Consider the following 25054-nt stretch of genomic DNA (forward strand, 5'->3'; position numbering starts at 1 on the left):
CGCTCTCCTGCCCGGAGGATAGAGGGATTCGGCGCTACCGCCGCGCCCCCGCGACATAGGTCCGGTGCAGCAGCGGCTTGCCCAGCCAATAGGCCAGCTCGGCCGGCCGGCCGATGTCCCACACCGCCAGATCGGCCGCCTTGCCCGCCTCCAGCGTCCCGATCTCCTCGCCCAGCCCCAGGGCCCGCGCCGCCTGCCGCGTCGCCCCCGCCAGCGCCTCCTCGGGCGTCAGCCGGAATTGGACGCACGCCAGGGTGATCGCCGCCGTCATCGAGGCCACCGGCGAGGTGCCCGGATTGCAGTCCGTCGCCACCGCCATCCGCACCCCGTGCGCCCGGAACAGATCGATCGGCGGCGGCGTCGTCTCGCGCAGCATCAGATAGGCCCCCGGCAACAGCACCGCTACCACGCCGCCCTCGGCCATGGCCCGCACCCCCGCCTCGGTCGTGTGCTCCACATGATCCGCCGACAGCGCCCCGTACCGCCCCGCCAGAGCCGCCCCGCCGCCGTCCGACAGCTGGTCGGCATGCAGCTTGACCGGCAGCCCCAGCGCCCGCGCCCGGTCGAACAGCCGCGCCGTCTCCTCCACCGTGAAGGCGATAGGCTCGCAATAGGCGTCGACCGCATCCACCAGCCCCTCGGCGTCGGCCGCCGGCAGGATGTCGTCGATGGCCAGGTCGACATAGGCGGCCCGGTCCGCCCGGTGTTCCGGCGGCACGGCGTGCAGGCCCAGATAGCTGGTCCGCACCCTGACCCCGGCCTCGCGCCCGATCCGCCGCGCCACGCGCAGCATCTTCAGCTCGGTCTCGCGATCCAGCCCGTAGCCCGACTTGATCTCGACCGTGGTGACGCCCGTCGCCGTCAGCCCCGCCAACCGCCCCACGGCGCTGGCGTAGAGCTCATCCTCCGACGCCGCCCGCGTCGCCGCCATGGTCGAGACGATGCCGCCTCCGGCCCGCGCGATCTCCTCATAGGTCGCGCCTTTGAGCCGCTGTTCGAACTCGCCCGAGCGGTCGCCGCCGAACACCAGATGGGTATGGCAGTCGATCAGCCCCGGCGTGACCCAGCGCCCGCCCAGCCGGTCCGTCTCCTCCGCCGTATGTTCCGGCAGATCCGCCAGCGCCCCGACCCAGGCGATGCGCCCGTCGCGGATCAGGATCGCCCCGTCCTCGATCGCCCCATAGGCCGCGCCGCCCTCGACCAGGGTGGCGAGGCGGCAGTCGGTGATGAGCCTGTCCGCGCGGATCATCGCGTCTCGAACCCCGCCAGCAGTTCGCAGAACCACCGCCCCGCCGTCAGCGAGCCGAGGTCGCCGATCTCCAGCGACGGATCGTATTCCGTCAGATCGACCGCCCGGACGTTCGGATGGGCCCCGATGACCCGCGTCGCGTCGAGGAAGTCCTGCGCCGACACCCCGCCCGGCCGCGCGCCCGGCGACGCCGGCCACTGGCTGCGATCGATCACATCGATGTCGAAATCGACGTAGATGACCTCGCACAGCTGCGACAGCCGCCACAGTTCCTGCCCCACGACGGTCGCCAGACCCTCGTCCCGGCAGTCCCGCGCCGTCCGCACCGATATCCCGGCCCGTTTCGCCTTCTCATGCGCCCGCCTGGTGTTGGCGAAGGGCGCCAGCCCGACCTGGCTGATGCGCTCCCCCGCCAGCCCGTCCTCCAGCAGCGCCTGGATCGGATTGCCGTTGGTCAGCCCCTGATCCGTGTCCCTCAGGTCGAAATGGGCGTCCAGCGTCAGCACCCCGACCCGGTCGAGCCCCAACGCGTGCACGCCCGGCCGCGTGATGGCGTTGTTGCCCCCGACCAGAACCGTCAGCGCCCGCGCCGCCTGCGCCGCCGCCGCATCCCGCACCGGGGCGAAGGCGTCGGCCGGCGACACGCCCTTCAGCGCCACGTCGCCGGCGTCATGAACCCGCGTCGTCAGCTCCGCGCCGGTCTCGACGTCATAGGTCGAGAACCGCGGCAGCACGGCCCGAAACGCCTTCGGCCCGAGGTCGCACCGCCCCGGCGTCAGCGAGCGCTCGTTCAGCCCGGCGCCGATCAGGGCGACGGGGGCGTCGGGGTGATCGCCGATCAGGTCGGCGACGCTGCGCCAGCCCAGCGCGTCTGAGTCTTCCAAGGTCATGGGGTGGCAGCGTAGAGAGGCCGCCATGACGACTCAACAGACGAACACCCGCGTCATCCGCAGCCCCCGCGGCCTGGAGATGACCGCCAGGACCTGGGCCGCAGAGGCCGCCCTGCGCATGCTGATGAACAACCTCGATCCCGAGGTGGCCGAGCGCCCCGAGGACCTCGTCGTCTACGGCGGCATCGGCAAGGCCGCGCGCGACTGGCCGTCGTTCGACCGCATCGTCACCGAGCTGCGCAATCTCGAGCCCGACCAGACCCTGCTGGTCCAGTCGGGCAAGCCCGTCGGCGTCTTCCGCACCCACGCCGACGCCCCGCGTGTGCTGATCGCCAACTCCAACCTCGTCCCGAAGTGGGCGACCTGGGAGCATTTCAACGAGCTCGATCGCAAGGGCCTGATGATGTACGGCCAGATGACGGCCGGCTCGTGGATCTACATCGGGACCCAGGGCATCGTTCAGGGCACATACGAGACCTTCATGGAGGCCGGACGCCAGCACTACGGCGGCGACTGGTCGGGGAAATGGATCCTGACCGCCGGCCTCGGCGGCATGGGCGGCGCCCAGCCGCTGGCCGCGACCATGGCGGGGGCGTCGTGCCTCGCCGTCGAATGCCAGCGCAGCCGCATCGAGATGCGGCTCAGGACCCGCTACCTCGACGTCATGGCCGAGACCCTGGACGAGGCCCTGGCCCTGCTGGACGCGGCCAGGGCGGATGGAAAAGCCATATCTGTCGGCCTGTTGGGCAACGCTGCGGATGTTCTGCCTGAACTGGTCCGACGCGGCGTTCGGCCTGATCTGGTCACCGACCAGACCAGCGCCCACGACCTCGTCAACGGCTACCTGCCGCAGGGCTGGACCGTGGCCGAATGGGAGGACAAACGCGTCTCCGACCCCGCCGCCGTCGAGGCCGCGGCGCGCCAGTCCTGCGCCGTCCACGTCCAGGCCATGCTCGACTTCCAGGCCGCCGGCATCCCGGTCACCGACTACGGCAACAACATCCGTCAGGTCGCCTTCGACGCGGGCGTGACCAACGCCTTCGACTTCCCCGGCTTCGTCCCCGCCTACATCCGCCCCCTGTTCTGCCGCGGCGTCGGCCCCTTCCGCTGGGCCGCCCTGACCGGCGATCCGGACGATATCCGCAAGACCGACGCGGCGATGAAAAAACTGTTCCCCGACAACGCCGGCCTGCACCGCTGGCTCGACATGGCGGGCGAGCGCATCGCCTTCCAGGGTTTGCCGGCCCGCATCTGCTGGATCGGCCTGGGCGACCGCCACCGCGCGGGGCTGATGTTCAACGATATGGTCGCCTCGGGCGAGCTCAGCGGCCCGATCGTCATCGGCCGCGACCACCTCGACTCCGGCTCGGTCGCCAGTCCGAACCGCGAGACGGAATCAATGATTGACGGATCGGACGCCGTGTCCGACTGGCCCCTGCTGAACGCCCTGCTCAACACGGCCTCGGGCGCCAGCTGGGTTTCGCTGCACCACGGCGGCGGCGTGGGCATGGGCTACTCCCAGCATTCGGGCGTGGTCATCGTCGCCGACGGCACCCCCGAGGCCGCGAAACGCCTCGAACGCGTCCTCTGGAACGACCCCGCCACCGGCGTCATGCGCCATGCGGACGCCGGATATGAGATCGCCCGCGACGCCGCCCGCGAACACGGCCTGAACCTGCCGAGCCTGAAGGCCTGATCATGACCACCCTGACCATCGGCTCCGCGCCGCTCACCCTCGCCCAGCTGCGCGCTGTCCTCGACGCCCCCTGCACCGTCGAACTCGCCCCCGCCGCCTGGACCGCCGTCGAGCGCGGCGCCGCCGTCGTCGCCGCCATCCTCGCCGAGGGCCGCACGGTCTACGGCATCAACACCGGTTTCGGCCTGCTGGCCAACACCTCCATCGCCACGGAAGATCTGGAGACGCTGCAGAAGAACCTCGTCCTCAGCCACGCCTGCGGCGTCGGCGCCCTGCTGCCGGACAACGTCGTCCGCCTGCTGATGGTGCTGAAGATCGCCAGCCTGTCGAAGGGCGCCTCGGGCATCCGCCGCGAGACGCTCGAGGCCCTGATCGCCCTGGTCAACGCCGACGTCCTGCCCTGCATTCCCTCCAAGGGCTCGGTCGGCGCCTCGGGCGACCTCGCGCCCCTGGCCCATATGTCCTGCGTCCTGATCGGCGTCGGCGAGGCCCGCCATGACGGCGAAACCCTCGACGCCGAAGCCGCCCTCGCCCGCGTCGGCCTCAAGCCGCTGGTGCTCGGTCCCAAGGAAGGCCTCGCCCTGCTCAACGGCACCCAGTGCTCCACCGCCCTCGCCCTCGCCGGCCTGTTCGCGACCGAGGCCGCCTTCGCCGCGGGGATCGCCGCCGGGGCCCTGTCGGTCGACGCGCTCAAGGGCTCGGACGCCCCGTTCGACGCCCGCATCCACGCCCTGCGCGGCCAACCCGGCCAGATCGCCGTCGCCGGCGCCTTGCGCGCCCTGATGGCCGGTTCGGCCATCCGCGACAGCCACCGCCACGACTGCGCCAAGGTGCAGGATCCCTATTCCCTGCGCTGCCAGCCCCAGGTCATGGGCGCCGTGCTCGACGTGCTGCGCAACGCCGCCGCCACGCTCGAGAGCGAGGCCAACGCCGTCACCGACAACCCGCTGGTCTTCATCGACGACGGCGACGTCATCTCGGGCGGCAATTTCCACGCCGAACCGGTCGCCTTCGCCGCCGACATGATCGCCATGGCCCTGTGCGAGATCGGCAACATCTCGGAACGCCGGACCTCGATCCTGGTCGATCCCAAGATGAGCGAACTGCCCGCCTTTCTCGTCAAGGAGAGCGGCCTGAACTCCGGCTTCATGATCGCCCAGGTCACCGCCGCCGCCCTCGTGGCCGAGAACCGGATGGTGGCCCATCCGTGCAGCATCGACACGGTCCCGACCTCGGCCAACCAGGAGGACCACGTCTCAATGGCGACCCACGGCGCCCGCCGCCTGCTCGACATGGCCGAGAACACCGCGGCCGTGGTCGGCATCGAACTGCTGGCCGCCGCCCAGGGTCTCGAATTCCACCGCCCGCTGACGTCGTCGCCCGATCTGGAAAAGGTCTGGGCGATCGTGCGCGAGGCGGCCGCCGCCTACGGCTCCGACCACTATTTCGCGCCGGACATCGCCCGGGCCACGGACGGCGTCCGGGCGGGCCGCTACCGGGTGTTCGCGGGCGATCTCCTGCCGTCGGCCTAGCCCACCCTTCCTTTCGTCATCCGCCGGCGAGCGTAGCGAGACCGGGGGATGACGAAAGCAGGCGCGTGCGATGAAGACTCTCGCCCCTCCCGACCCGCTACTCTCGCCCCTTGAGTCCGCTACTTCCGCCCCTTCGGAAACGGGACCGATCGTCCCGGGACGACCCTGCGACCAATTCTGGCGCAGCCGCATGCTCTATGGCTGTAACGCCCGCCGGGCGGGGTCTTTGATATCTCCAACACACGCCGCGCCGCCGCGTAAGGCCCGGTTTCCGTCCCGCCCGCAGGTTCAGCTGCGACTGCAGATTTTCGCAGAATTTTTTGCGGGGATTGCGGGACTCTCGCCCCCTGGTTCAGTCCTGCAGCGGCGCCTTGCGCAGGGCGGTCAGATTGGCCGAGCCGGTGCAAAAGCAGACGGTGCGCATCTGCCGGATCACGGTCTGGAAATGCTCGACCACCGCCTCGGTCGAGACCGTCGCGGCCGCCAGCACGCCCGCCGCCTGACCGACCATGTCGGCGCCCAGCCGGATGGCCTTGGCCGCCTCGACCCCGTCGCGGATCCCGCCCGAGCCGATGATCAGGGCCTTCGGGCAGGCCGCACGGACCTCGGCGATGGCACGCGCCGTGGGAACGCCCCAGTCGGCGAAGGCGGCGGCGTGGGCCTTGTCCGCCTCGCCCTCGGACCGCTCGCCCTCGACCGTGGCCCAGTTCGAGCCTCCGGCTCCGGCCACATCGACCGCCGCCACGCCCATGGCCAGCAGCCGCCGCGCCGTCGCCGCCGACAGGCCCGCCCCGGTCTCCTTGACCACCACCGGCGCGTCCAGCGCCTTGACCAGGGCCTCCAGCGCCGCCCCGACGCCCCACCAGTCGCGGTCGCCCTCGGGCTGGCAGGCTTCCTGCAGCGGGTTCAGATGCACGATCAGGGCGTCGGCGGCGATCATGTCCAGCACCCGCCGCGCCTCATCGACGCCGAAGCCGCGCGTCAGCTGGGCCGCGCCGATATTGGCAAGGATGGGCGTGTCGGGCGCCTTGAGCCTGAGGGCCATGTCCAGCCCGGGCGCCCCGCCGCTCTCCAGCGCCGCGCGCTGCGAGCCGACGGCCAGGGCGATGCCCAGCTGCTGCGCCGCCTCGGCCAGCCGGGCGTTGATCGCCTCGGCCCGCGCCGGCCCGCCGGTCATCGAGCTGATCAGCAGCGGCGCCTTCAGCCGCCGGCCCAGAAAGTCGACGCCCAGATCGATCTTGCCGTGATCCAGGTCGGGCAAGGCTTCATGCACGAAGCGGATGTCGGCGAAGCCGCTGTCCAGCCCGTGCCGCGCCCGGCCCGACAGGATGACGTCCAGATGCTGGTCCTTGCGGGCGGTGATGTCGGTCAAACGGTCACTCCACTCTCCCTGCGACCCTAGCGGCGTCGCGTCCCGGTTGGAACGCCCCGCGGCGCGGCCTATCCTCCCGCCATGATCCCCGCCGCCTTCATCGCCGTCGCGCTCGGCGTCTTCGCCCTGATGGAGGGCGTCGCCTGGTGGTCGCACCGCTATGTGATGCACGGCTGGGGCTGGGTCTGGCATCGCAGCCATCACGAACCCCGAACGGGAACGTTCGAGGCCAACGACCTCTACGCCGTGGTCGGCTCCATCGCCGGAATCAGCCTGTTCAGCCTCGGCTGGTGGACCGGCTCGTGGCTGGTCTACGCCGTGGCCACGGGCGTGACCCTGTACGGCGCGGCCTACGCCCTGTTCCACGACGGCCTGGTGCACCAGCGCTGGCCCTTCCGCTGGGTGCCGCGCCACGGCTATCTGCGCCGCCTGATCCAGGCCCATCGGCTGCACCACGCGGTGATGAGCCGGGGCGGGGCGGTCTCCTTCGGTTTCCTGCTGGCGCCGGATCCCCAAGCCCTGCATTCCGAGCTGAAGCGGCTGCGCGCCGATCGCCGGGGCTAGACCCGGGTCCACAGGGCCGGGCGGGCCGGCGGGACGCGGCCCTTGTCCAACACCTGGGTCCAGATGGCGATCAGAAAGCCTCGCCCGAACAGCCACAGCTTCATCGGCTTGCGCACCACCACCCGCTGGCCCCAGACGCCCGGCCCGCGCCGGCGCACCTTGCGACCGATCTCGCGATAAACCCCCCGCGCCGCCGCGATCGCCATCGACGACCGAAACGGCAGCCCCCGCAGACCGTCGCGGGCGCTGTCGTAGTAGGGTTCGGCCAGCTTCAGCAGCCGGGTCGTGACGGCATGGACCCTGGCCCGGTTGGCCGGATCGGCCACGGCCTCCGCGGTCGGCTCCAGCCCCGCCTCGACCAGCCAGTCGGCCGGCAGATAGACCCGCCCGTTCTCCGCGTCCTCGACCACGTCCCGGGCGATGTTGGTCAGCTGGAAGGCCAGCCCCAGATCCTGGGCCCGGCGCAGCACCTCGGGATCCGACGCGCCCATGACGCGGGCCATCATCACCCCGACGACCCCCGCCACATGCCAGCAATAGCCCATGACGTCGTCGACGGTCCGGTACTGGCGATGGTCCACATCCATGGCGAAGCCGTCGATCAGATCCAGCGGCCAGCGTTCGGGCAGATGGTGGCGGCGGGCCACGCGCTGGAAGGCGGCGAAGGTCGGATCCGCCATCGGTTCTCCCGCCAGGGCCCGGCGGGTCTGGTCGTAAAGGCCTTCCAGCCGGCGCCGCTGCTCCTCCGGCGTGATGTCCTCGTGCCCGTGTCCGTGATCCTGCCCGTCGATGGCGTCGTCGCAGGCCCGGCACCAGGCGTACAGCAGCCAGGCGTCCTCCCGCACCTCCGGATCGAACAGCCGCGACGCCGAGCGGAAGCTCTTCGAGCCCTTGACGATCGACGCCCGCGAAGCTTCCAGAATGGCGTCGGCCGTGGCCATCAGCTTTCCTGCTCCAGCATCAGCCCCGCCGTCGCCTTGGCCGAGCCGACGACGCCGGGGATGCCCGCGCCGGGATGGGTCCCGGCCCCGACGACATACAGGTTCGGAATGCGGTCGTCGCGGTTGTGGGTCCGGAACCAGGCGCTCTGGGTCAGGATCGGCTCCAGCGAGAAGGCGCTGCCCAGATGGGCGTTCAGCTCGCCCTTGAAGTCCGCCGGCGTGAAGATGCGGCTGGTGACCAGATCGCGCCTGAGGTTCGGGATGTACCGGGCCTCGAGATAGTCGAGGATCCTGTCGCCATATCGCGGCCCCTCGACCGCCCAGTCGATATCGGCGGCCCCAAGATGCGGCACGGGCGACAGCACGTAGTGGGTCGAACATCCGGCCGGCGCCATGCCGGGGTCCGTGGCGCACGGACTGTGCAGATAGAGCGAGAAATCATCGGGCAGCTTCGGCCCCTTGAAGATTTCACCGATCAGGTCGCGGTAACGCGGGCCGAAACAGATCGAATGGTGCGCCAATTGAGGCTGCGGCGTCTTCAGTCCGAAATGGCAGACGAACAGCGACATGGAGAACCGTTTGGCCTTCAGTGATTTCGCCTTGGCCTTGCCGCGCGCCGTATGGCCCAGCAGCCGCTCGTAGGTATGGACCACGTCCGCGTTGGAGCCGACCATGTCCGCCGGGATGACTTCTCCGCCTTCCAGCGTCACGCCCGTCGTCCGTCCGTCGGCCATGTTGATCGCGTCCACCGGCGCGTTCAGTCTCAGGTCGCCGCCCAGATCCGTGAAGAACCGCGCCAGCCCGGCGATCAGGGCCCCCGTGCCGCTCCTGGCGAACCACACCCCGCCGCGCCGCTCGAGCGCGTGGATCAGGGCGTAGACCGAGCTCGTCTTGAACGGATCGCCGCCAACCAGCAGGGTGTGGAAGCTGAACGCCTGTCGCAGTTGCGGGTCCTTGATGTACCGCGCCACCATCGCGTGGACGCTGTTCCAGCTTTCCAGCCGGGCCAGTTCGGGGGCCGCCCTGATCATCGACCAGAAGCTCTGGAACGGCACCGCGCCCAGCTTGACGTAGCCCTCCTGGTACAGCTCTTCCGAATAGGCGTGGAAGCGCCGGTAGCCCTCGACATCGGCCGGATGGAATTTCGCGATCTCGGCGTCCAGCACGGCCTGATCGTTGGCGTAGTCGAAGCTGCGTCCGTCCTCCCACAGCAGGCGGTAGAAGGGATCGACCGGCAGAAGCTCGACATAGTCGGACAGCTTGCTGCCCGTGCCCTCGAACAGCTCTTCCAGGCAGCCGGGATCCGTGATCACCGTCGGCCCGGCGTCGAAGACGAAGCCCTGATCGTTCCAGACGTAGGCGCGGCCACCCGGCTTGTCGCGCTTCTCGACCAGCGTCGTCTTCACGCCGGCCCGCTGCAACCGGATGGCCAGGGCAAGACCGCCGAATCCCGCGCCGATAACCGCCGCCCGTTTCGCCGCCCGATCTCTCACGCTGATGATCCCTGTCCGGTTTCACGCCACTGCCGCAGGGCCGCCGCGACCGGCACGGGCGGTTTTCCCGCGAGAATGCGAGCCCTGTCGAGCGGGGTGCTGCCGCCTGCGTAGAAGCGCCGCACCACGCCTTCCGGGAGACCGTAAAAGCGCTGGAACACCCGCCAGCGCTGACGCGGTTCGGCCGCCCGGAACAGCATGCGGTTCAGCAGGCGGTAGAAGCCCCGCTCACGCCACAGCCGCTTCGAGCGCGCCTCGGTCAGCGCCCGCAGCGAATCCGACCCCAAATCGGCTGCTCCGGCGATCTCGCGGGCCAGGCCCACCGCGTCGGGCAAGGAATAACCCGTCACCGGATGGAACAGGGCGGCCCTCAGGCCGGCGCGGGCGACGGGCGGGCCCTCGGCCCAGAAGGCGTCGATGTCGCCGTCCAGGGCGATGGGAAGCACGCCCTCTTCCTCTCCGGCCACCGCCTCGACGACCCAGCCGCGGGAGCGGACATAGGCGCTGATGCGCGCGCCGAGAGATGCCCGGTCCAGCGTCGGATCATCGGCATAACTGGTGTCTTCGACCATGACCGTCCGCGCATCGAACGGCAGGAGATAGACGAAACGATAGCCGCCGGTCTGGGTGACCGTGGCGTCCATGATGGTGGGCCGGATCAGGCCGTGCGGTTGCGTCAGCCGTAGGGTGCGGCCGAGGAAGACCTGCCAGCCCAGGTCGAGATGGGCCGTCGGCCGCGGACCTCGCGCATCGATCACACCATGTCCCGACAGCCGGCGACCGTCCGCCAGGATAACGCCTTCCCGATCCACTGAAGCCGCCTCGCCAACGATGAGCCGGTCGCCCAGACGCGGGGCGACTACCGCATCCAGGGCTTCCGACGTCAGGCTGTTGTAGGGCGTGGACAGGGTGCGACTGCGGCCGGGGAAGTAGACCTCGTGCCCCGCGGGCCAGCGATGGGCGACGGCCGGAGCCAGCCATGCGCGATCCGCCTCGGGCAGGTCGCTGTCGAAGAAGGACCAGGTGTGCCGCCCGCCCAGCCGCGCGTCGCGCTCGACGACGGCGACCCGGACGTCCGGCCGGTCCAGCGCCAGCCGCCAGGCGATCAGGCTCGCGGCCAGACCGCCGCCGACGAGGATCAGGTCGAAATCGTCAGCCGGCCGCGCCATGCCTCGGGTCTAGCACGTCCCGCCGCCGGGCCAACCGCTATGGCTGCTTCTCGACGTTCAGCGCATAGGCGCCCGTCTGACCCTGCTGGAAGGTCCCCGCCCGGACCTCATAGACCCCGTCGGCCGGCGCGGTCCATTCGAGCTTGGCGTGGGTGTCCGACAGGCTGTCATCGTCCGACCCCAGGCTCTCGAACGTCCCGTCTTCCTTTTCGCGGCCGACCACCACGAAGCTGTCGACCTCGTTGGAAACCATGGTGATCAGCAGCTTCTCGTCCTCCTTCAGGGTGACGCGATAGGCATCGTAATAGCTGTTGTCCTCGGCTGTCGCGTCCGCCTCGGTCAGTGTTCCGCGCGCCGTCGCGCCGACCAGCAGGCTGCCCGGCTGCGGCTGGGGTCCGCGGTCGATCAGCTGCAGCGAATACAGGCCCTTGCCATCTGATCCCAACGGCAGGGCGCGCAGCACATAGTCGCCGGCTTCCGGCAGACTGTAGTTCAGTCGCGAGTCCGTCCCTTCCCCCAGGCCGTCATCGTCCGACGCCAGCGCCTCGAACTCCGCCCCGGCCCGGCCGATCTGCAGGAAGGTGTCGAAATCGCCTGAACGCATGATGGCCTGAATCCGCTGTCCGGCCTGACCGGTCAGGGAATAGGCGTCGAAACCACGGTCCTCGCTGTCCGTCGAATCGGTTTCAGCGATTTCGCCCTGCAGGGTCGAGCCGAATGTCAGGGCCTCCGGCGGGCGTTCGGGCTCGATCTCGGCGATCGTCAACACATAGCCGCCGGTGTCTTCCGAAAAGGCGCGGGCCTCGACGATGTAGGCGCCGGTGCGCGGCAGGGTGAAGGTGAGGCGCGAATCCGTCCCTTCGGCGGCGCCGTCATCATCCTCAGCCAGACTGACCCGGCTGTCGTCGAACAGCTGAAGATAAGTGTCGAAATCCGACGAGCTCATGTCGATGCGAACCCGCTGGCCTTCGCGGCCCGAGAACCGGTAGGCGTCGGCGAACCGGCCGGACTCGCTCTTGCCATCGCCAGCCGCCAGCTCGCCCTGAACAGTGGCCCCGATCTCGATGGCCTGGGCGGGTGCGGGCTCGGGTCCCTGGGCCACGGCGAGGGTGTAGGCGCCCTCGCCCGCGCCGTTCAGCGCCGTCGCCCTGATGACGTATTCGCCGGCCCGGGGCGCCGTGAAGACGAGCCTTGAGTTCAGTCCGGTGTCCGGGCCATCATCGTTCATGGCGAGTTCGGTGAAGACGGCTCCCTCCATCCGGCCGACGCGCAATACCGGGTCGAAGTCCTCGGCCGTCAGGTCGATCGCGAATCGTTCGCCAGAACGGGCGCGGACGACGAAGGCGTCATAGTTTCCGCCGTCATCACTTTCGGGATCGGCGGCCGCCAGACGGCCCTGCAGGCTCTGCCCGACGCGGATGCGGGCAGGGCGCGGCGCCGGCCGCGCCTGCGGCCGTTCGGTCAGGGCGAGGGTGTAGGCCCCGCCTTCGAGCCCCGACAGCGTCCTGGCCCTAAGCACATAAACGCCGTCGCGATCCGCGGTGAAACGGAGCCGCGAATCGGTGCCTTCGCCCAGCCCGTCGTCGTCGGAGAAGAGCGGTTCCGCGGCTTCGCCCGGGCCATAGACCTCCAGGTAGGCGTCGAACGCGGCGGAGCGCATCACCGCCTCCAGCCGCTGGCCCGCGCGGGCGCTGAGGGCATAGCTGTCGTAGCGGAAGGCGTCGTCCGGACCGGTCGCGTCGCCTTCGGCGATCTGCCCGTCGATGGTGCGGCCCACCGGGAGCTGGACCGCCGTCTGCGCCAGAGCCGGCGCCGCGATCAACAGGGTAAGCACGCTGACGGCGGTCAGGATGGTGTAACGGCGCATGAAAGTCCCCCGGTTGCAGCCCGCGATCATAGACGCCGAACCGCGCCATCTGTAAATCGCGGCGGGCGCGCCTTCCCCATAACCGGAACCGAAAGCCATGACGGTCGATCCCGCCCCCGCGACCCTGATCGACGGCAAGGCTTTCGCCGCCGGCCTGGTCGACCGCGTCGCCGCCGCCTCCGCCCGGCTTCAACAGGCGCATGGCGTCACGCCGGGATTGGCCGTCGTCATCGTCGGCGAGGACCCCGCCAGCCAGATTTACGTCCGCAACAAGGGCGAGACGACGCTGCGCGCCGGCCTCCGATCGGACACCCACCGCCTGTCCGAGGCGACGACCCAGGCGGACCTGCTGGCCCTTATCGCCGACCTGAACGGTGACGCCGGCATCCACGGCATCCTGGTGCAGCTGCCCCTGCCCGGTCACATCGATACGGCCGCGGTGCTGGGCGCCATCGACCCGGACAAGGACGTGGACGGCTTCCATGTCGTCAATGCGGGCCGGCTGGCGGTCGGCTTGCCGGGGCTGGTTCCCTGCACGCCGCTGGGATGCCTGATGCTGCTGAAGGCCGAGCTGGGCGACCTGTCGGGCCTGAACGCCGTCATCGTCGGCCGCTCCAACATCGTCGGCAAGCCGATGGCGCAGTTGCTTCTGGGCGAGAGCTGCACGGTGACGGTCGCCCATTCGCGCACCCGCGATCTGCCCGCGCTGTGCCGGACCGCCGACATCCTGGTCGCGGCCGTGGGCCGGGCCGAGATGGTGCGGGGGGACTGGATCAGGCTTGGCGCCACGGTCATCGACGTCGGCATCAATCGCGTGCCGTCGCGGGATCCGGTGAAGGCGGCCGAGGGCAAGACCCGTGTGGTCGGCGACGTCGCCTTCGAGGAGGCCCGGATGGTCGCGGGTCGGATCACGCCGGTTCCCGGCGGCGTCGGCCCCATGACCATCGCCTGCCTGCTGGCCAACACCTATACGGCGGCGTGCCGGGCGGCGGGTGTCGCGCCGGAACCGCTGGACGCTTGAACCGCCGCCGCTCAACCCCGATAGTCGGAATCTGATCTGTCAGGAGATGTCGATGATCCGGTTTTCGCCTCGTGTTTCGGCCCTCGCCGCCGTCGTGGTCCTGGCCCCCGCGGCCGCGGGCTGCGGCATCAACGCCATTCCGACCAAGGAAGAAGCCGCCAAGGCGCGCTGGGCCGACGTCCAGTCGCAGTACCAGCGCCGCGCCGACCTGGTTCCCAATCTGGTGGCCACGGTCCAGGGCGCCGCGATCGCCGAACGCACCACCCTGACCCAGGTGATCGAGGCCCGCGCCGCGGCCACCGGCGTGACGGTCACGCCCGAAACGCTCAGCGACCCCGCCGCCTTCCAGCGCTATCAGGCGGCGCAGGGCCAGCTTTCGCAGGCGTTGTCCCGGTTGCTGCTGGTCGTGGAGCGCTATCCGGAGATCAAGTCGAACCAGAATTTCATCGCCCTCCAGTCGCAGCTTGAAGGCACGGAAAATCGCATCGCGGTGTCGCGGCGTGACTACAACGAGGCCGTTCGCGACTACAACACAAGCCTGCGGACCTTCCCGACGGTGATCTGGGCCAAGACCATCCATGGGGGGTCCGAGCCGATGCAGCTGTTCACGGCCACCGAGACCGCCCAGACCGCGCCCAACGTCAATTTCGACGCCCTGAACCCGTCCGCTCGGCCGGGCGGCGCGGCGCCCGCCGTCGCTCCCGGCGCCGCGCCGCCCGCAGCGCCGACGGCCCAGTGAGCCGCATACTTCCGGCGATGTCGATCAGCCGGGCCGCCGCCTTCCTGACGGTCCTGCTGGCCGCCGTCTGGCTGGTCGCGGCTCCGGCGCTGGCCCAGACCGGCCCGACGTTTCCGCCCCTCAGCGGCCGGGTCGTCGACAACGGCGACCTGATCTCGGATGCGAAGGAGCAGGCGCTGGCCGAAAAGCTGGCCGCGCTGGAGCGCGACACCACCGATCAGCTGGTCGTTGTCACCGTGCCGGATCTTCAGGGCTATGAGATCGAGGACTACGGATACCAACTGGGCCGGGCCTGGCGCATCGGGCAGGCGGACAAGAACAACGGCGTCCTGCTGATCGTCGCGCCCCGGGAGCGCAAGGTGCGAATCGAGGTCGGCTACGGCCTCGAAGGGGTTCTGACCGACGCCGTGTCTGCCCTCATCATCCAGAACGAGATCCTGCCCTCGTTCAAGGAAGGCTTTTACGAGCGCGGCATCGAACAGGGCGTGGACGCGATCGACCAGCAGCTGCGGCTCGACCCGGCGGAGGCCCAAGCCCGCGCCGCGGCGGCCGAACGCCCGAAATCAAAGCCTCCGATCGGCATCGCCGTCATCATCACCCTGATCTTCGTGATGCTGCTGCTGCGGATGATGGGCGGCGCCGGCCGGGGACGCCCGCGACGCGGAAGCGGCGTCGGCCCCGTGCTGATCTGGGCCGCGTCGGAAGCCTTGCGCAACAGCGGTCGCGGCGGAGGCGGCGGCTTCGGCGGCGGTGGCGGCGGCGGGGGATTTGGCGGCGGCGGCGGCAGTTTCGGCGGCGGGGGCGCTTCAGGCGGATGGTGATCAAACTGACCCCGGACGTGCACGACCGCATCGCCGAGGCCATCCGCCTTGCCGAAGCCCGCACCTCCGGCGAGATCTTCTGTGTCATGGCGCGGAGAGTGTCGTCCTACCGCGACATCTCCCTGGGATGGGCGGCGGCGGCGGCCCTGATCCTGCCGCTGGGCCTGATTCCGTTCGGCTTCGAACCCGCCTGGGTGCCCGGCCTGGGCAGCGGCTGGGAGGCGGCGCACCTGGCCTCCAGCGACGTGACCGTGGGCCTGGCCCTGGGGGCCTACGCCCTCATCCAGGCTGTCGTCTTCCTTGTGGTCTTCCTGCTCACCTCCATCCCCGCCGTAGCGCGGAGCGTCACGCCCCGAAGCATACGGCAGGCGCGCGTGCGCAAGGCGGCGCTGCAGCAGTTCCTCGCTCACGGTCTTCATGTAACCGAGGCCCGGACCGGGGTGCTGATCTTCGCCGCCCTTGGCGATCATCAGGTCGAGGTCGTCGCCGACGAGGGAATCCACGGCAAGGTTGACCAGGCGGTCTGGGCGGATGCGGTCGAGAGTCTGGTCAGGGGGCTGCGACGCGGCGACCCTGCCGGCGGGTTCGTCGACGCCATCGCCCTGTGCGGCGCCGTGCTGGCCGAACACTTCCCGCCGAAACCGCGTGATCCGAACGAGGTCGAGGACAAGCTGGTCGTGATCTGACTCCGACACACCGCCGCTGTGGTGTCGCATTCCCCCCGTGGTATTGGCTGGCCGCCATCACCCCCGCTGGACCGTTCCGATTCAATGCCCCGCCTGCTGACCTACAATGTGCACCGTTGCGTCGGCGTTGACCGACGGCTGGACGTCGGGCGGGTCGCGGGCGTCATAGCCGAGCATGAGCCCGACATCGTCTGCCTGCAGGAACTGGACGTCGGGCGGGCGCGAACCGGTTTCGTCGATCAGGCCCAGTCGATCGCCGACCAGCTGGCCATGACTTTCCACTTCCACGCCGCCATGCGCGTGGAAGCCGAGCAGTACGGCGACGCCATCCTCACCGCCCGACCCGAGCGGCTGATGAAGTCAGGTCCGCTGCCGACCATCCGCGGCGTTCCCGGCCTGGAGCCCCGCGGCGCGCTGTGGGCGGCGATCGATATCGACGGCGCCACCCTGAACGTCATCAACACCCATCTGGGGCTGGTTCCCCGTGAGCAAAGGCTCCAGGCCGCCGCCCTGATCGGTGGAGACTGGCTGGGCCATCCGGACTGCACCGGCCCCACCCTGCTGACCGGCGATTTCAACGCCACCTCGGTGACCCGCCCCTATCAGGCGCTGGCCTCGAAACTCGCGGACTGCCAGCGCAGCCTCGGGCTGCGGCCTTCGGTCAAGACCTTCCCGTCCAGCTTCCCGGCCATCCGCATCGACCACTGCTTCACCAGCCCCGAAGTCGTGGTCACCGGCGTCAAGGCGCCGTTCTCGCCTCTGGCGCGGATGGCGTCCGACCACCTGCCGCTGATCATCGACTTCGAGATCAGGACTGCCCGGGCGCCGGCAGGGTCCGGTGCGACCGCGTCCGGCGCTTCCAGGGCCTGAAGGCGTCGCGGGTCGAGGTCGGATCGCCGAGCTGGAACTCGGCGATGATCCGTTCCGCGCGAGACGGCGGCTCGGCGCCCAGGGTGTGCATCCGCCCCGTGTCGAACCGTTGAATGGCCTGGCCCACCGTTCCGGCTGTCGCCTCGGCCGCCGCGAACTCGGCCGCCTTGATGCCGATCCAGTGACCGATCGTACGGTGGCGGAAGGCGCGGATGGCGTCGCGTCCGGCCTGGTCCACGGGCTCGGCCGCGACGTCGCATTCAGTGTCGAAGCCAAAGGAGCGGTTGTTCAGATTCGTCGAGCCGACGCGCAGGACCGCATCGTCATAGATCGACACCTTGGCGTGAACGATGATCCGCTCGCCGCCCTTGGTGTAGGGCGTGAAGGCGAAGAAGCGGTTGTGCCGGTCCGCCTGCTCCAGCCGGAAAAGAATTTCCGACCGCGCGGTGTCCATGGTGATGCGGTCGAACCAGCTGGGGCTGCTGCCTGTCGACACCAGCACGATTTCCGGCCCGTCCTCCTCCGCCAGGCGTTCGGCCAGGGCCGTCGCGATGACGGGCGAGGTGAAATACTGGTTCTCAAGATAGATCAGCTTCCTCGCGCCGCGGATGGCGTCGAGGTGCAGCGCCTCGTTCTCGCGCACCTCGGCGCGCCCGCCCGTGGCCGGCTCGGTGCGCGCGATGGCCACCGGCACGTTCCGCATGTCCGGCTCGACGCCGTCGGGCCAGGGGTCGGTGTCGACCTTGTCGGACACTGTCCGCTCCCAGGTCGAGCGGAACCATCGCTCGCGCGCGAGATCCCCGAGGGCCCGCGCCGCGGCGCCGTCCATAACCGCCATGACCTCGTGGCGCGGCGACGGGATTTCCCCCGACGGCTGGCAGCGTCGCGGATCCCCGTCCAGATGCTCTTCCGAGTCCCAGCGATCGGTCGATATGTCTCCCCCACCGCAGAAGGCCACGGCGTCGTCGATGATGACGGCCTTCTGATGATGACAGGCGCCGATGGGACCCGGCTGGTCGAGCCGGAATTCGACCATCCGCTTGCGGAACCAGCCCTGCGCCCTGTGCGGATAGAATCCCTGGGACGCCGCGATCAGGAGGGGCGACTTCCAGATCAGCAGTCGGACATCGAGGTCCGGATTCGATTTCACCAGCATGCGCAGCTGATGGCCGATCTGGGCCTGGTGATCGTTGTGGGGACTCTCGGGGTCCAGCCGGGTGCGCGGGTCGAACTGCCAGCCAAGGATGACGATGGACCGCCGCGCCTTGGCCAAGGCCGAGCGCAGGGCTTCGAAATAGGCGGCGTTCTCCATCAGCACGGCGAAACGGTCCGCCGTCTCCGCCCGCCAGCAGTTGTGGCCGGGTTTCAGCAAACTGCGGCTGTCGTCCTTGAAGTCGGTCATGGCGCGGTCTGGCCCATTCACGTGGCGGGCGCTGGTCGCCTCAAGCTTTACAGGACGCGCACCGGCCCTTTCCGTTCCATGGCTTGATGCGGATGGTCAATGGTGACGCTTTGTTCATGTCGCCCCCGATTGTCCGAACGCGGTTTTGGGTGCATAAGATTTGCCGCAGTCGGGACAGGGAGATCGGCGATGCAGGCGCTGATCGAGTTTATCGCGGGATTCGTCGCCATTCTGGCCGCCGCTGCCCTGTCGCAGTTCGGTCTCGACCTCGACACGCCGCAAAAATCCCAGCGTGAAATCCATCGTGTCCGCGACTGTGACGACGCGGCCTCGGCCGCGATCTTCTCCGCTTCCTCCGATCGCAAGCGGGACTGCTGATCCGCGACGTGGACTTCGCCGGATTCGTTGGTCGTCGCCTTTGCGCGCCGCGATTGACTCGTTAGGGTCGTTGCGTCCTATCGCGCGTCGGTCGCCGACGCCGCTCCGTGACGAGATCGCCGCACCATGAAGCCACCCCGCCAACGGCCCCCGCTGAACCTGACCGAACCGGATCCGGAGGCCGGGATCGCCGACTCCGCGCCCGCGGCGGATCAGCCGCCGGCCGAGCCCGTCGCCGACCGTCCGATGTCCGAGCGCCGCAAACGCCGGCTGGCCGAGGAGCAGCGCCGTGCCGAGGAGCGAGCGGCCGTCGAGGCGGCTCGCGCGGACCCCTGGCCGGCCGGTGCGCTCGAGCTGGCGGTGTCCGCCGACGCGCCGCCGGTCGCCCGCGACCCCGCCCCTGTGCCGACATCGGTGCGCCGGCGCGAAACCGCCGCGCCGTCGGGCCGGCACGCCTATCTGGTCGCCGGCGTCGCCTCGGCCCTGTGGATCGGCGGCGTCGCGGCCTGGTTCATGTACGAGTTCGGTTCGGGCGCCGTGGAGCTGGAGCCGTTGCGGTTGGCGGTCTATGCGCTGATCGCCCTGGCCCCGGCCGGTATGGCGATCATGCTGGCCCACGCCGTCCGCCAGGGCGCCGGCCTGGCCGTCGAAACCCGCCGCGCCCGCGAATTGTCCGAGGCCCTCGTCGCTCCGACCGCCCTGGCGGCGCAGCAGACCGGCGAGGTCCTTCAGTCCCTGCGCAACGACATTGATCAGGCGTCGCTCGCGGCCGAGCGGGCCCGCAACGATATGGCCCTGTTGCGCGAAGCCCTGTCGCAGGAAACCACTCGTCTCAACGAGGCCGCCGAGGTCGCCGGCCGCACCGCACGCAGGCTGACGGAACAGCTGGGCGGCGAACGCACCCAGATGGCGGCGCTGGGCGTCCAGCTGGACTCCCAGGCTGCCGGCGTGATCGACGCCGTCGAGCGCCAGTCGCGCATGGTGGTCGACGCCTCGGACCTGGCCCAGACCCAGCTCCGCGAAGCCGAGGCCGCTCTGGCGGCCCGGGCCGCGGATTTGGCCGCCGCCGCGGGCGAGGCCCAGGACGCCGCGCGCGTGGCCGCCGACGATCTGGCCCGGCAGACCCTGCGCCTCGAGAACGCCGGTTCCGGCGTCGCTGAACAGATCCAGTCCGTCGAGGAAGGCCTGGGCCAGCAACGTGCGGCGCTGGTCACCGCCGCCTATGCCCTGCGCACCGATCAGGAGGACTTCTCCGCACAGGTCGAAAGCCAGCGGGCCCAGCTGACCGAACAGCTTTCGGCCAGCCGCACGGCCGCCGGCGAACTGGGCGAGACCTCGACCCGCACGGCCGAAACGATCAGGGATCTGGTCGAGGCCGCGACCGATCAATTCCGCGCCCTGGTCGAGATGTCCCAGCGCGAGGCCGATGGGTTCGACGCGGCCACCAAGCTGGCGCTGGACCGGTTCGAGGCCTTGGCCGCCGAGGCGCGCGACGCGCTCGTCGAGGAAACCCGCCTGGCGCTGTCGGCGCTGCAGGCCACAGCCGAGGAATCCCGCGCCGCCGCCGCCGAGGCGGCTGAACAGGCCAGCATGCGGGCGGACCGGCTCGGCGAAGCCCTGTTCGAAGCGGCGCAAAAGGCCGATCAGGCGGCCGACGCCCGCGTCGACAGCGCGCGCAAGATCGTGGTGGAGACCGGCGGACTGGTCGACGAGGCCGGCGAACGGGCGCTGGAGCAGCTGGAATCCACGCTCGAACGCATGAATGCGGCCCTCGCCCGGATCGGCGAGACCATAGGCGATCTGGACGAACGCGCCGCCCGCCTGCCGGAAGAGGCGCAGAAGCGGATCGACGCCGTGCGAACGTCGGTGGAAGACGGCCTGGCGGCCCTTTCCGCGGCCTCCCAGAAGGCCGCCGCCGACACCGAGGCGCTGGACTCCGGCTTCCAGGAGCGGGTGCGCCGCAACTACGACATGCTGACCGAGGCCGTCCGGCTTATGGGGGTGGTGTCGGGCGACACGCCGGCCATCCGCCGCCGTGAACCCGCGCCGGTTTCGCCCCCGGTCGAACCGGAAGCCCCGCGCGAGCGCCCCGCCAAGGGGGAGGAATCGCGCGGTTTCGGCCTGCGCGGGCGGCTGAAACTGGAGCCGATGCCGGGTTCGGCGCCGCCGGCGACATCGACGGAAGACCGTCTGGGCTGGAGCGACCTCGTCGACGACGGCCCCGGCGAGGCGCCGCTGGACCTCGATACGCCGGTCATGCCGGTCGCCGACATCGCCGGACTGGAGGACCGCGTCATCGCCGCCATCCGGCGCATGGGCGTCGATCCCAACGCCCTCCTGCCCCGGTCCCGCATCGAGGAGGCCGCGCAGGCTGTGGCCCAGCGGGATCCGGACCGCGCGCGCCAGATCGTCCGCCGCGTGGCGCCCGCCGCGGTGCGCAGCGTCTCCCGCCGGGTCCTGACCGATCCGGATCTGCGCGGAGACGCGGAGGCCTACGTCCGGGCCTTCGCCCGCGATCTGACGGCGAGAGCCGACGCGGGCGACGCGGCCGGCATCCAGGCCCGCCTGACCTCCGACGGCGGCCGGGCCTATATGTTGCTGGACGCCGCCATCGGCGATCTCGCCTGACACGGGAACGGGCATGCGAGACCGGTCCCGAAGGCGATTTCGTCTTGACGGGGGCCACGGGATGGCGACACCGTTCGCGCTGTCACGCATCTGTCACGCGTAAGCAGGGTCCATGCCCGACATAGCCGACGAGACGCCGCCCGATCATCGCCCCGCGATCGTGATCTGCGCATATGACGCCGATGACACCGGCTGGGACCCCGTCGAGGACCTGTCCGGCCGACCCTGGAGCCCCTCCGGGGTTCGAACGGTCGCTGTCCCGGGCGGAGAGCCCGACGTCCTGGCCGAAACCCTGGCCACGCATCTTGACGACCGGCACTGCCGGGCCGTGTTGCTGGTGGGGCGCACGCGCCGCAGCGCCGCCTTCAGATTGCAGATCCGGGCCGAGAACCGTTCACTGGACGGCGTGCGGCGCCTCACGAGCGTCGGTCCCGCCGTCGCAAGGGCGACGGCGCCGGCGGCGGACATCGTCGGCGCGCTCAACGAGGCGGGGCTGCGGGTCGAGACCAGCTCGGACGCCGAGGACGATGCGGGCAGCTATCTGCTGTACCGGGTGCTCTCGGCCCTGCCGGAAGGGCTGGACACGCCGGCCGTAGGGCTGCTTCGAGCGCCCGAAAACGCCTCCGACGCCGAGGTTCAGCGTGCGGTGAAGGCCGCGGCCGAGGCGATGGCGCGTCACCTGTCGCCCCTGCCCCGCTCGCGCGCCAGCTGACCTCGCAGCGGGAGCGCGGCCAGCAGGCCGGCGGCCGCCATCGCCGCCATCGCCCAGTAGCCGCCTGCCCCGTACCGGTCGTAGAGGGCGCCTGACGCGGCCGTGGCCAGACCGATCAGGACCCCGGCCGACAGCACCGAACTGAGCATCTGCCCCGCGGTCTGGCTGTCGCGCGGGGCCAGCTGCTCGACGATCTGGATTCCCGCGAGAAAGGTGGCCGCGAAGGTCAGGGCGTGCAGCCCCTGCAGGGGCCACAGCAGCCACAGCGGCGGGGCGAAGGCCATGGCGCTCCAGCGGACCACGGCGGCGGCCGCGCCGACGACGAGCATGATCCAGGGATCGACGCCCGCGCGGCGGCGCCAGGGTTCGAACAGCCACATCAGGGCGATCTCGGCCACGACGCCGAAGGCCCAGAGCTGGCCGGTGACGGCCTCGCTGATCCCCTCGGCCTTCCACAGGATGGCGGAGAAGCCGTACTGGTAGGCGTGCGCCGCCTGGACCGCGCCGATGGCGAAGATGGCGGTCATGAAGGTCGGGTCCTTCACCAGCCGGCCGAGGCCGCGGAACCGTTCGCGGCCGCGCAAGGGCGCCCCATCGGCCGCCGGCTCGGGCGGCAGGGCCAGGACCGCGACCACGGCCAGGCCGAGGGAGGCGACGACCAGCCAGACGATGATCGCGTCGGCCGGCAGGGTCAGCAGCATCGCGCCCATGACCATGTTGGCGGCGACGAAGGCCGCGGAGCCGAAGGCCCGGGGCAAGGCGAAGGTGTAGCCCAGCCGGCCGGCCAGACGCAGGTTCAGCACGTCGGTCAGGGGCACCAGAATCCCCATGGCGGTGGCGCCGACGAACCAGCAGGCCGCCCAGGCGAGATAGCCGTCCACGAGGCCGGCGGCGCCGTAGCCGAGCGTCATGACCACGCCCAGCAGGGCGATGGGGGTGCGCCGGAGTCGGAAGCCGTCGGCCCAGACCGCCAGCAACGGGCCGGTGATGATTCTGGCCAGCATGGGGACGGCCAGCAGGGTCCCGATCTGCGCGCCGCTCAACCCCCGCGAGCTTAACCATAAGCCTGCAAACGGAAGGCTGACCCCGGTGGCGCCGAAGAGCAACACATACTGCAAAGCCAGGCGCTGGGCGGCGGTCATGGAGCGCGCAATAGCAGACTCGCAGGATTCTGTCGGCTAGCGTTCCGTCATGAAAGTGATGCGCAGCCTGGCGGTCTTCGCCGCCGTGAACGGAGCGATGGCCGTGGCCATCGGCGCGTTCGCCGCCCATGGCGCCGGGCCGCAGATCAAGACCCTGCTGACGACCGGCGGCCACTATCAGCTGGTCCACGCCGTGCTGGCCCTGGTCTGCGCCATCTGGCCGTCCGGTTCGCGTCTCGTGGCCGCGGCCGGCTGGCTGGCGGCGGCGGGCGGACTGGTGTTCTGCCTCGCCCTGTCGGCCGTCGCCCTTCTGAGCCTGCCTGTCATGGGAGCGGTCGCCCCGATCGGCGGCGTTCTGATGATCGCGGCTTGGCTTTTACTCGCCGTTACCGCATTGCGGTCACAAACCGTCACCGCCTGAACGGCGCGAACAGAGATCCGATTATCGTATGGCTTTCCCTGCGCCCGAAACGTCCCGCCGTGAACTGTTCCCCGAGATCGAGCCCTACGCCACCGGCTACATGCCGACCGGCGGCGTGCACGAGATCTATTATGAGGAATGCGGCAATCCCCAGGGCCTGCCGGTCGTCGTCCTGCACGGCGGCCCGGGCGGCGCGGTCAATCCGGGGATGCGGCGCTATTTCGATCCCGCGAAATACCGCATCGTCCTGTTCGACCAGCGCGGCTGCGGCCGGAGCCGGCCCAACGCCTCGCTGGAAGAGAATACGACCTGGACGCTGATCGAGGACATCGAGCGCCTGCGCGAGCTGCTGGGCGTCGACAAATGGGTGGTGTTCGGCGGCAGCTGGGGATCGACGCTGTCGATGGCCTACGCCATCACCCATCCCGAGCGCGCCGAGGCGCTGCTGCTGCGCGGCATCTTCCTGCTGACCAGGCCGGAACTGCACTGGTTCTACCAGGACGGGGCCTCCAACATCTTCCCCGACGCCTGGGAGCGATTCCTGGCCCCCATCCCCGAGGACGAGCGCCACGATCTGATGGGCGCCTACTACAAGCGGCTGACCGGCGACGACAAGGCGGAGCGCGAGCGCTGCGCCATCGCCTGGTCCAGCTGGGAAGGCGAGACCGTCAGCGTCGAGGGCCCGGACGCGCGTCCGGACAAGTTCGCCGAGCCCGAGTTCGCGGTCGCCTTCGCCCGCATCGAATGCTGGTACTTCATGAACGGCGGCTTCTTCCCCGAGGAAGGCTGGCTGCTGAAGAACATCGGCCGGATCAGGCACATCCCCTGCTGGATCGCCCAGGGACGGTTCGACGTGGTGACGCCGATCGCCAGCGCCTGGGCCCTGCACCGGGCCTGGCCGGAAGCGAAGCTGGACATCGTCAAGGACGCCGGCCACGCCTCGACCGAGCCCGGCATCGTCGACAGCCTCGTCCGGGCCACGGACTGGGCGGCGGGGCTCTAGGTTTCAAAGACCGGAGCGAGGTTCTCCCTCCCGCTTGAGGGAGGGTGCGGCCTTCCCATCCGCTCATCCCCGCCAAAGCCGGGACCCAGTGCTTTGGGTGATCCGGCGGCTCCGGTGATCTTCGTCCGCCCGTCCCATGCAGCGTGCGCCGCGAAAGAACGGGGTCCCGGCTTTCGCCGGGATGCACGGAATCCATTGCCATTTTCAAAGACCGGGCAGGCTGAAGCGCTCGCCGGCGTTTCCGCCGGAAAGGGACGGGGAGGTCGCGGAGCGCGGGCGGCTAGCCCGGAACCGATATGTGGCCCCCTGCTTTCGCGTTACGGGGACCGGACTGTGTTTTCGGCGTCGCCGCCTGTGCTCCGCGTGATCGCGGCTTCCGAGCGCTTCGGGGCGGGCATCGCATGGCCAGCCGGGGTTTGCCTGTTTTCGGCCCCCGACCTCTCGCCATTTAGGCCCTT

22 protein-coding genes are annotated in these 25054 nt (G+C 70.1%); 13 read left to right on the forward strand and 9 right to left on the reverse strand.

The window, feature by feature from the left end; all coding sequences use genetic code 11:
* Positions 1-34: 34 nt before the first annotated feature.
* A complete protein-coding gene (hutI, locus tag ASD59_RS13325; RefSeq protein ID WP_235561830.1) occupies positions 35-1246 on the reverse strand; it encodes an imidazolonepropionase in 1212 nt (403 codons plus the stop codon).
* Complete coding sequence (locus ASD59_RS13330) at positions 1246-2139, reverse strand: agmatinase family protein (protein ID WP_235561829.1); 894 nt, start codon at positions 2137-2139, stop codon at positions 1246-1248. Before ASD59_RS13330 ends, hutI begins: the two co-directional genes overlap by 1 nt.
* 25 nt (positions 2140-2164) lie before the next feature.
* Here ASD59_RS13330 and hutU point away from each other — a divergent pair, with 25 nt between their 5' ends.
* Positions 2165-3835: a urocanate hydratase gene (gene hutU, locus ASD59_RS13335; RefSeq protein WP_055832487.1), complete on the forward strand. Its 1671-nt coding sequence runs from the start codon at positions 2165-2167 to the stop codon at positions 3833-3835.
* A 2-nt stretch (positions 3836-3837) separates the two neighbouring features.
* A complete protein-coding gene (gene hutH, locus ASD59_RS13340; RefSeq protein WP_055832489.1) occupies positions 3838-5367 on the forward strand; it encodes a histidine ammonia-lyase in 1530 nt (509 codons plus the stop codon).
* Positions 5368-5719: 352 nt separating this feature from the next.
* Here the strand turns inward: hutH and fni are convergent, their stop codons facing one another.
* Positions 5720-6739, reverse strand: coding sequence for a type 2 isopentenyl-diphosphate Delta-isomerase (gene fni, locus ASD59_RS13345; protein WP_055832491.1), 1020 nt, complete (start codon positions 6737-6739; stop codon positions 5720-5722).
* An 81-nt stretch (positions 6740-6820) separates the two neighbouring features.
* On the opposite strand from fni, the gene ASD59_RS13350 reads away from it, so the two are divergent.
* Positions 6821-7303, forward strand: coding sequence for a sterol desaturase family protein (locus tag ASD59_RS13350; protein WP_055832493.1), 483 nt, complete (start codon positions 6821-6823; stop codon positions 7301-7303).
* Here the strand turns inward: ASD59_RS13350 and ASD59_RS13355 are convergent.
* From ASD59_RS13355 to ASD59_RS13370, 4 genes are read right to left on the reverse strand one after another with little or no spacing between them, the layout of a single operon-like run.
* Positions 7300-8244 (reverse strand): phytoene/squalene synthase family protein, encoded by a 945-nt coding sequence (locus tag ASD59_RS13355; protein ID WP_055832495.1) that lies wholly within the window; start codon positions 8242-8244, stop codon positions 7300-7302. The genes ASD59_RS13350 and ASD59_RS13355 overlap by 4 nt on opposite strands.
* On the reverse strand, positions 8244-9737 hold the full coding sequence (locus tag ASD59_RS13360; RefSeq protein WP_055832497.1) for a phytoene desaturase: 1494 nt from the start codon (positions 9735-9737) through the stop codon (positions 8244-8246). The genes ASD59_RS13355 and ASD59_RS13360 overlap by 1 nt, the downstream gene beginning before the upstream one ends.
* Entirely contained in the window at positions 9734-10906 is a 1173-nt protein-coding gene (crtY, locus tag ASD59_RS13365; RefSeq protein ID WP_055832499.1) for a lycopene beta-cyclase CrtY, read from the reverse strand. The genes ASD59_RS13360 and crtY overlap by 4 nt, the downstream gene beginning before the upstream one ends.
* A gap of 37 nt (positions 10907-10943) precedes the next feature.
* On the reverse strand, positions 10944-12773 hold the full coding sequence (locus ASD59_RS13370; RefSeq protein WP_055832501.1) for a PPC domain-containing protein: 1830 nt from the start codon (positions 12771-12773) through the stop codon (positions 10944-10946).
* Positions 12774-12870: 97 nt separating this feature from the next.
* On the opposite strand from ASD59_RS13370, the gene ASD59_RS13375 reads away from it, so the two are divergent.
* The 5 genes from ASD59_RS13375 to ASD59_RS13395 all read left to right on the forward strand — a co-directional run bounded on the left by ASD59_RS13375 (position 12871) and on the right by ASD59_RS13395 (position 16910).
* A complete protein-coding gene (locus tag ASD59_RS13375) occupies positions 12871-13794 on the forward strand; it encodes a bifunctional methylenetetrahydrofolate dehydrogenase/methenyltetrahydrofolate cyclohydrolase (protein ID WP_055832502.1) in 924 nt (307 codons plus the stop codon).
* A gap of 52 nt (positions 13795-13846) precedes the next feature.
* Complete coding sequence (locus ASD59_RS13380) at positions 13847-14533, forward strand: LemA family protein (RefSeq protein WP_055832544.1); 687 nt, start codon at positions 13847-13849, stop codon at positions 14531-14533.
* A 17-nt stretch (positions 14534-14550) separates the two neighbouring features.
* Positions 14551-15354 (forward strand): TPM domain-containing protein, encoded by an 804-nt coding sequence (locus ASD59_RS13385; RefSeq protein ID WP_055832504.1) that lies wholly within the window; start codon positions 14551-14553, stop codon positions 15352-15354.
* Positions 15348-16040, forward strand: coding sequence for a TPM domain-containing protein (locus tag ASD59_RS13390; RefSeq protein WP_055832506.1), 693 nt, complete (start codon positions 15348-15350; stop codon positions 16038-16040). Before ASD59_RS13385 ends, ASD59_RS13390 begins: the two co-directional genes overlap by 7 nt.
* A gap of 84 nt (positions 16041-16124) precedes the next feature.
* Complete coding sequence (locus tag ASD59_RS13395) at positions 16125-16910, forward strand: endonuclease/exonuclease/phosphatase family protein (RefSeq protein ID WP_055832507.1); 786 nt, start codon at positions 16125-16127, stop codon at positions 16908-16910.
* Here ASD59_RS13395 and ASD59_RS13400 read toward each other — a convergent pair.
* The gene (locus ASD59_RS13400; RefSeq protein WP_055832509.1) at positions 16849-18312 is read right to left on the reverse strand and encodes a phospholipase D-like domain-containing protein; all 1464 of its coding nucleotides are present in this window, start codon (positions 18310-18312) and stop codon (positions 16849-16851) included. The two genes, ASD59_RS13395 and ASD59_RS13400, sit on opposite strands and share 62 nt — an antisense overlap.
* Positions 18313-18501: 189 nt before the next feature.
* Here ASD59_RS13400 and ASD59_RS13405 point away from each other — a divergent pair, with 189 nt between their 5' ends.
* From ASD59_RS13405 to ASD59_RS13415, 3 genes are all read left to right on the forward strand, one after another.
* Positions 18502-18690, forward strand: a complete 189-nt coding sequence (locus ASD59_RS13405; protein WP_055832511.1) for a hypothetical protein — start codon at positions 18502-18504, stop codon at positions 18688-18690.
* Positions 18691-18816: 126 nt separating this feature from the next.
* Positions 18817-21318, forward strand: a complete 2502-nt coding sequence (locus ASD59_RS13410) for a hypothetical protein (RefSeq protein ID WP_055832513.1) — start codon at positions 18817-18819, stop codon at positions 21316-21318.
* A gap of 112 nt (positions 21319-21430) precedes the next feature.
* Entirely contained in the window at positions 21431-22030 is a 600-nt protein-coding gene (locus ASD59_RS13415; RefSeq protein WP_055832515.1) for a hypothetical protein, read from the forward strand.
* On the opposite strand, the gene ASD59_RS13420 is transcribed toward ASD59_RS13415, so the two are convergent.
* Positions 21994-23172: an MFS transporter gene (locus ASD59_RS13420; RefSeq protein ID WP_055832517.1), complete on the reverse strand. Its 1179-nt coding sequence runs from the start codon at positions 23170-23172 to the stop codon at positions 21994-21996. The two genes, ASD59_RS13415 and ASD59_RS13420, sit on opposite strands and share 37 nt — an antisense overlap.
* A 49-nt stretch (positions 23173-23221) precedes the next feature.
* Between ASD59_RS13420 and ASD59_RS13425 the strand changes: the two genes are divergently transcribed.
* Both ASD59_RS13425 and pip read left to right on the forward strand, forming a co-directional pair.
* A complete protein-coding gene (locus ASD59_RS13425; protein ID WP_055832519.1) occupies positions 23222-23593 on the forward strand; it encodes a DUF423 domain-containing protein in 372 nt (123 codons plus the stop codon).
* A gap of 28 nt (positions 23594-23621) precedes the next feature.
* A complete protein-coding gene (gene pip / locus ASD59_RS13430; RefSeq protein WP_055832521.1) occupies positions 23622-24596 on the forward strand; it encodes a prolyl aminopeptidase in 975 nt (324 codons plus the stop codon).
* Positions 24597-25054 lie beyond the last annotated feature (458 nt).

The sequence above is a fragment of the Brevundimonas sp. Root608 genome, from assembly GCF_001427825.1.
GTDB lineage: Bacteria > Pseudomonadota > Alphaproteobacteria > Caulobacterales > Caulobacteraceae > Brevundimonas.

Excerpts from the sequence above, each read along its gene's own strand:
- ASD59_RS13330 (WP_235561829.1), bottom strand. The coding sequence starts at position 2,139 with ATGACCTTGGAAGACTCAGACGCGCTGGGCTGGCGCAGCGTCGCCGAC.
- hutU (WP_055832487.1), top strand. The coding sequence starts at position 2,165 with ATGACGACTCAACAGACGAACACCCGCGTCATCCGCAGCCCCCGCGGC.
- hutH (WP_055832489.1), top strand. The coding sequence starts at position 3,838 with ATGACCACCCTGACCATCGGCTCCGCGCCGCTCACCCTCGCCCAGCTG.
- ASD59_RS13350 (WP_055832493.1), top strand. The coding sequence starts at position 6,821 with ATGATCCCCGCCGCCTTCATCGCCGTCGCGCTCGGCGTCTTCGCCCTG.
- ASD59_RS13355 (WP_055832495.1), bottom strand. The coding sequence starts at position 8,244 with ATGGCCACGGCCGACGCCATTCTGGAAGCTTCGCGGGCGTCGATCGTC.
- crtY (WP_055832499.1), bottom strand. The coding sequence starts at position 10,906 with ATGGCGCGGCCGGCTGACGATTTCGACCTGATCCTCGTCGGCGGCGGT.
- ASD59_RS13370 (WP_055832501.1), bottom strand. The coding sequence starts at position 12,773 with ATGCGCCGTTACACCATCCTGACCGCCGTCAGCGTGCTTACCCTGTTG.
- ASD59_RS13375 (WP_055832502.1), top strand. The coding sequence starts at position 12,871 with ATGACGGTCGATCCCGCCCCCGCGACCCTGATCGACGGCAAGGCTTTC.
- ASD59_RS13380 (WP_055832544.1), top strand. The coding sequence starts at position 13,847 with ATGATCCGGTTTTCGCCTCGTGTTTCGGCCCTCGCCGCCGTCGTGGTC.
- ASD59_RS13385 (WP_055832504.1), top strand. The coding sequence starts at position 14,551 with ATGTCGATCAGCCGGGCCGCCGCCTTCCTGACGGTCCTGCTGGCCGCC.
- ASD59_RS13390 (WP_055832506.1), top strand. The coding sequence starts at position 15,348 with ATGGTGATCAAACTGACCCCGGACGTGCACGACCGCATCGCCGAGGCC.
- ASD59_RS13395 (WP_055832507.1), top strand. The coding sequence starts at position 16,125 with ATGCCCCGCCTGCTGACCTACAATGTGCACCGTTGCGTCGGCGTTGAC.
- ASD59_RS13400 (WP_055832509.1), bottom strand. The coding sequence starts at position 18,312 with ATGACCGACTTCAAGGACGACAGCCGCAGTTTGCTGAAACCCGGCCAC.
- ASD59_RS13405 (WP_055832511.1), top strand. The coding sequence starts at position 18,502 with ATGCAGGCGCTGATCGAGTTTATCGCGGGATTCGTCGCCATTCTGGCC.
- ASD59_RS13410 (WP_055832513.1), top strand. The coding sequence starts at position 18,817 with ATGAAGCCACCCCGCCAACGGCCCCCGCTGAACCTGACCGAACCGGAT.
- ASD59_RS13415 (WP_055832515.1), top strand. The coding sequence starts at position 21,431 with ATGCCCGACATAGCCGACGAGACGCCGCCCGATCATCGCCCCGCGATC.
- ASD59_RS13420 (WP_055832517.1), bottom strand. The coding sequence starts at position 23,172 with ATGACCGCCGCCCAGCGCCTGGCTTTGCAGTATGTGTTGCTCTTCGGC.
- ASD59_RS13425 (WP_055832519.1), top strand. The coding sequence starts at position 23,222 with ATGAAAGTGATGCGCAGCCTGGCGGTCTTCGCCGCCGTGAACGGAGCG.
- pip (WP_055832521.1), top strand. The coding sequence starts at position 23,622 with ATGGCTTTCCCTGCGCCCGAAACGTCCCGCCGTGAACTGTTCCCCGAG.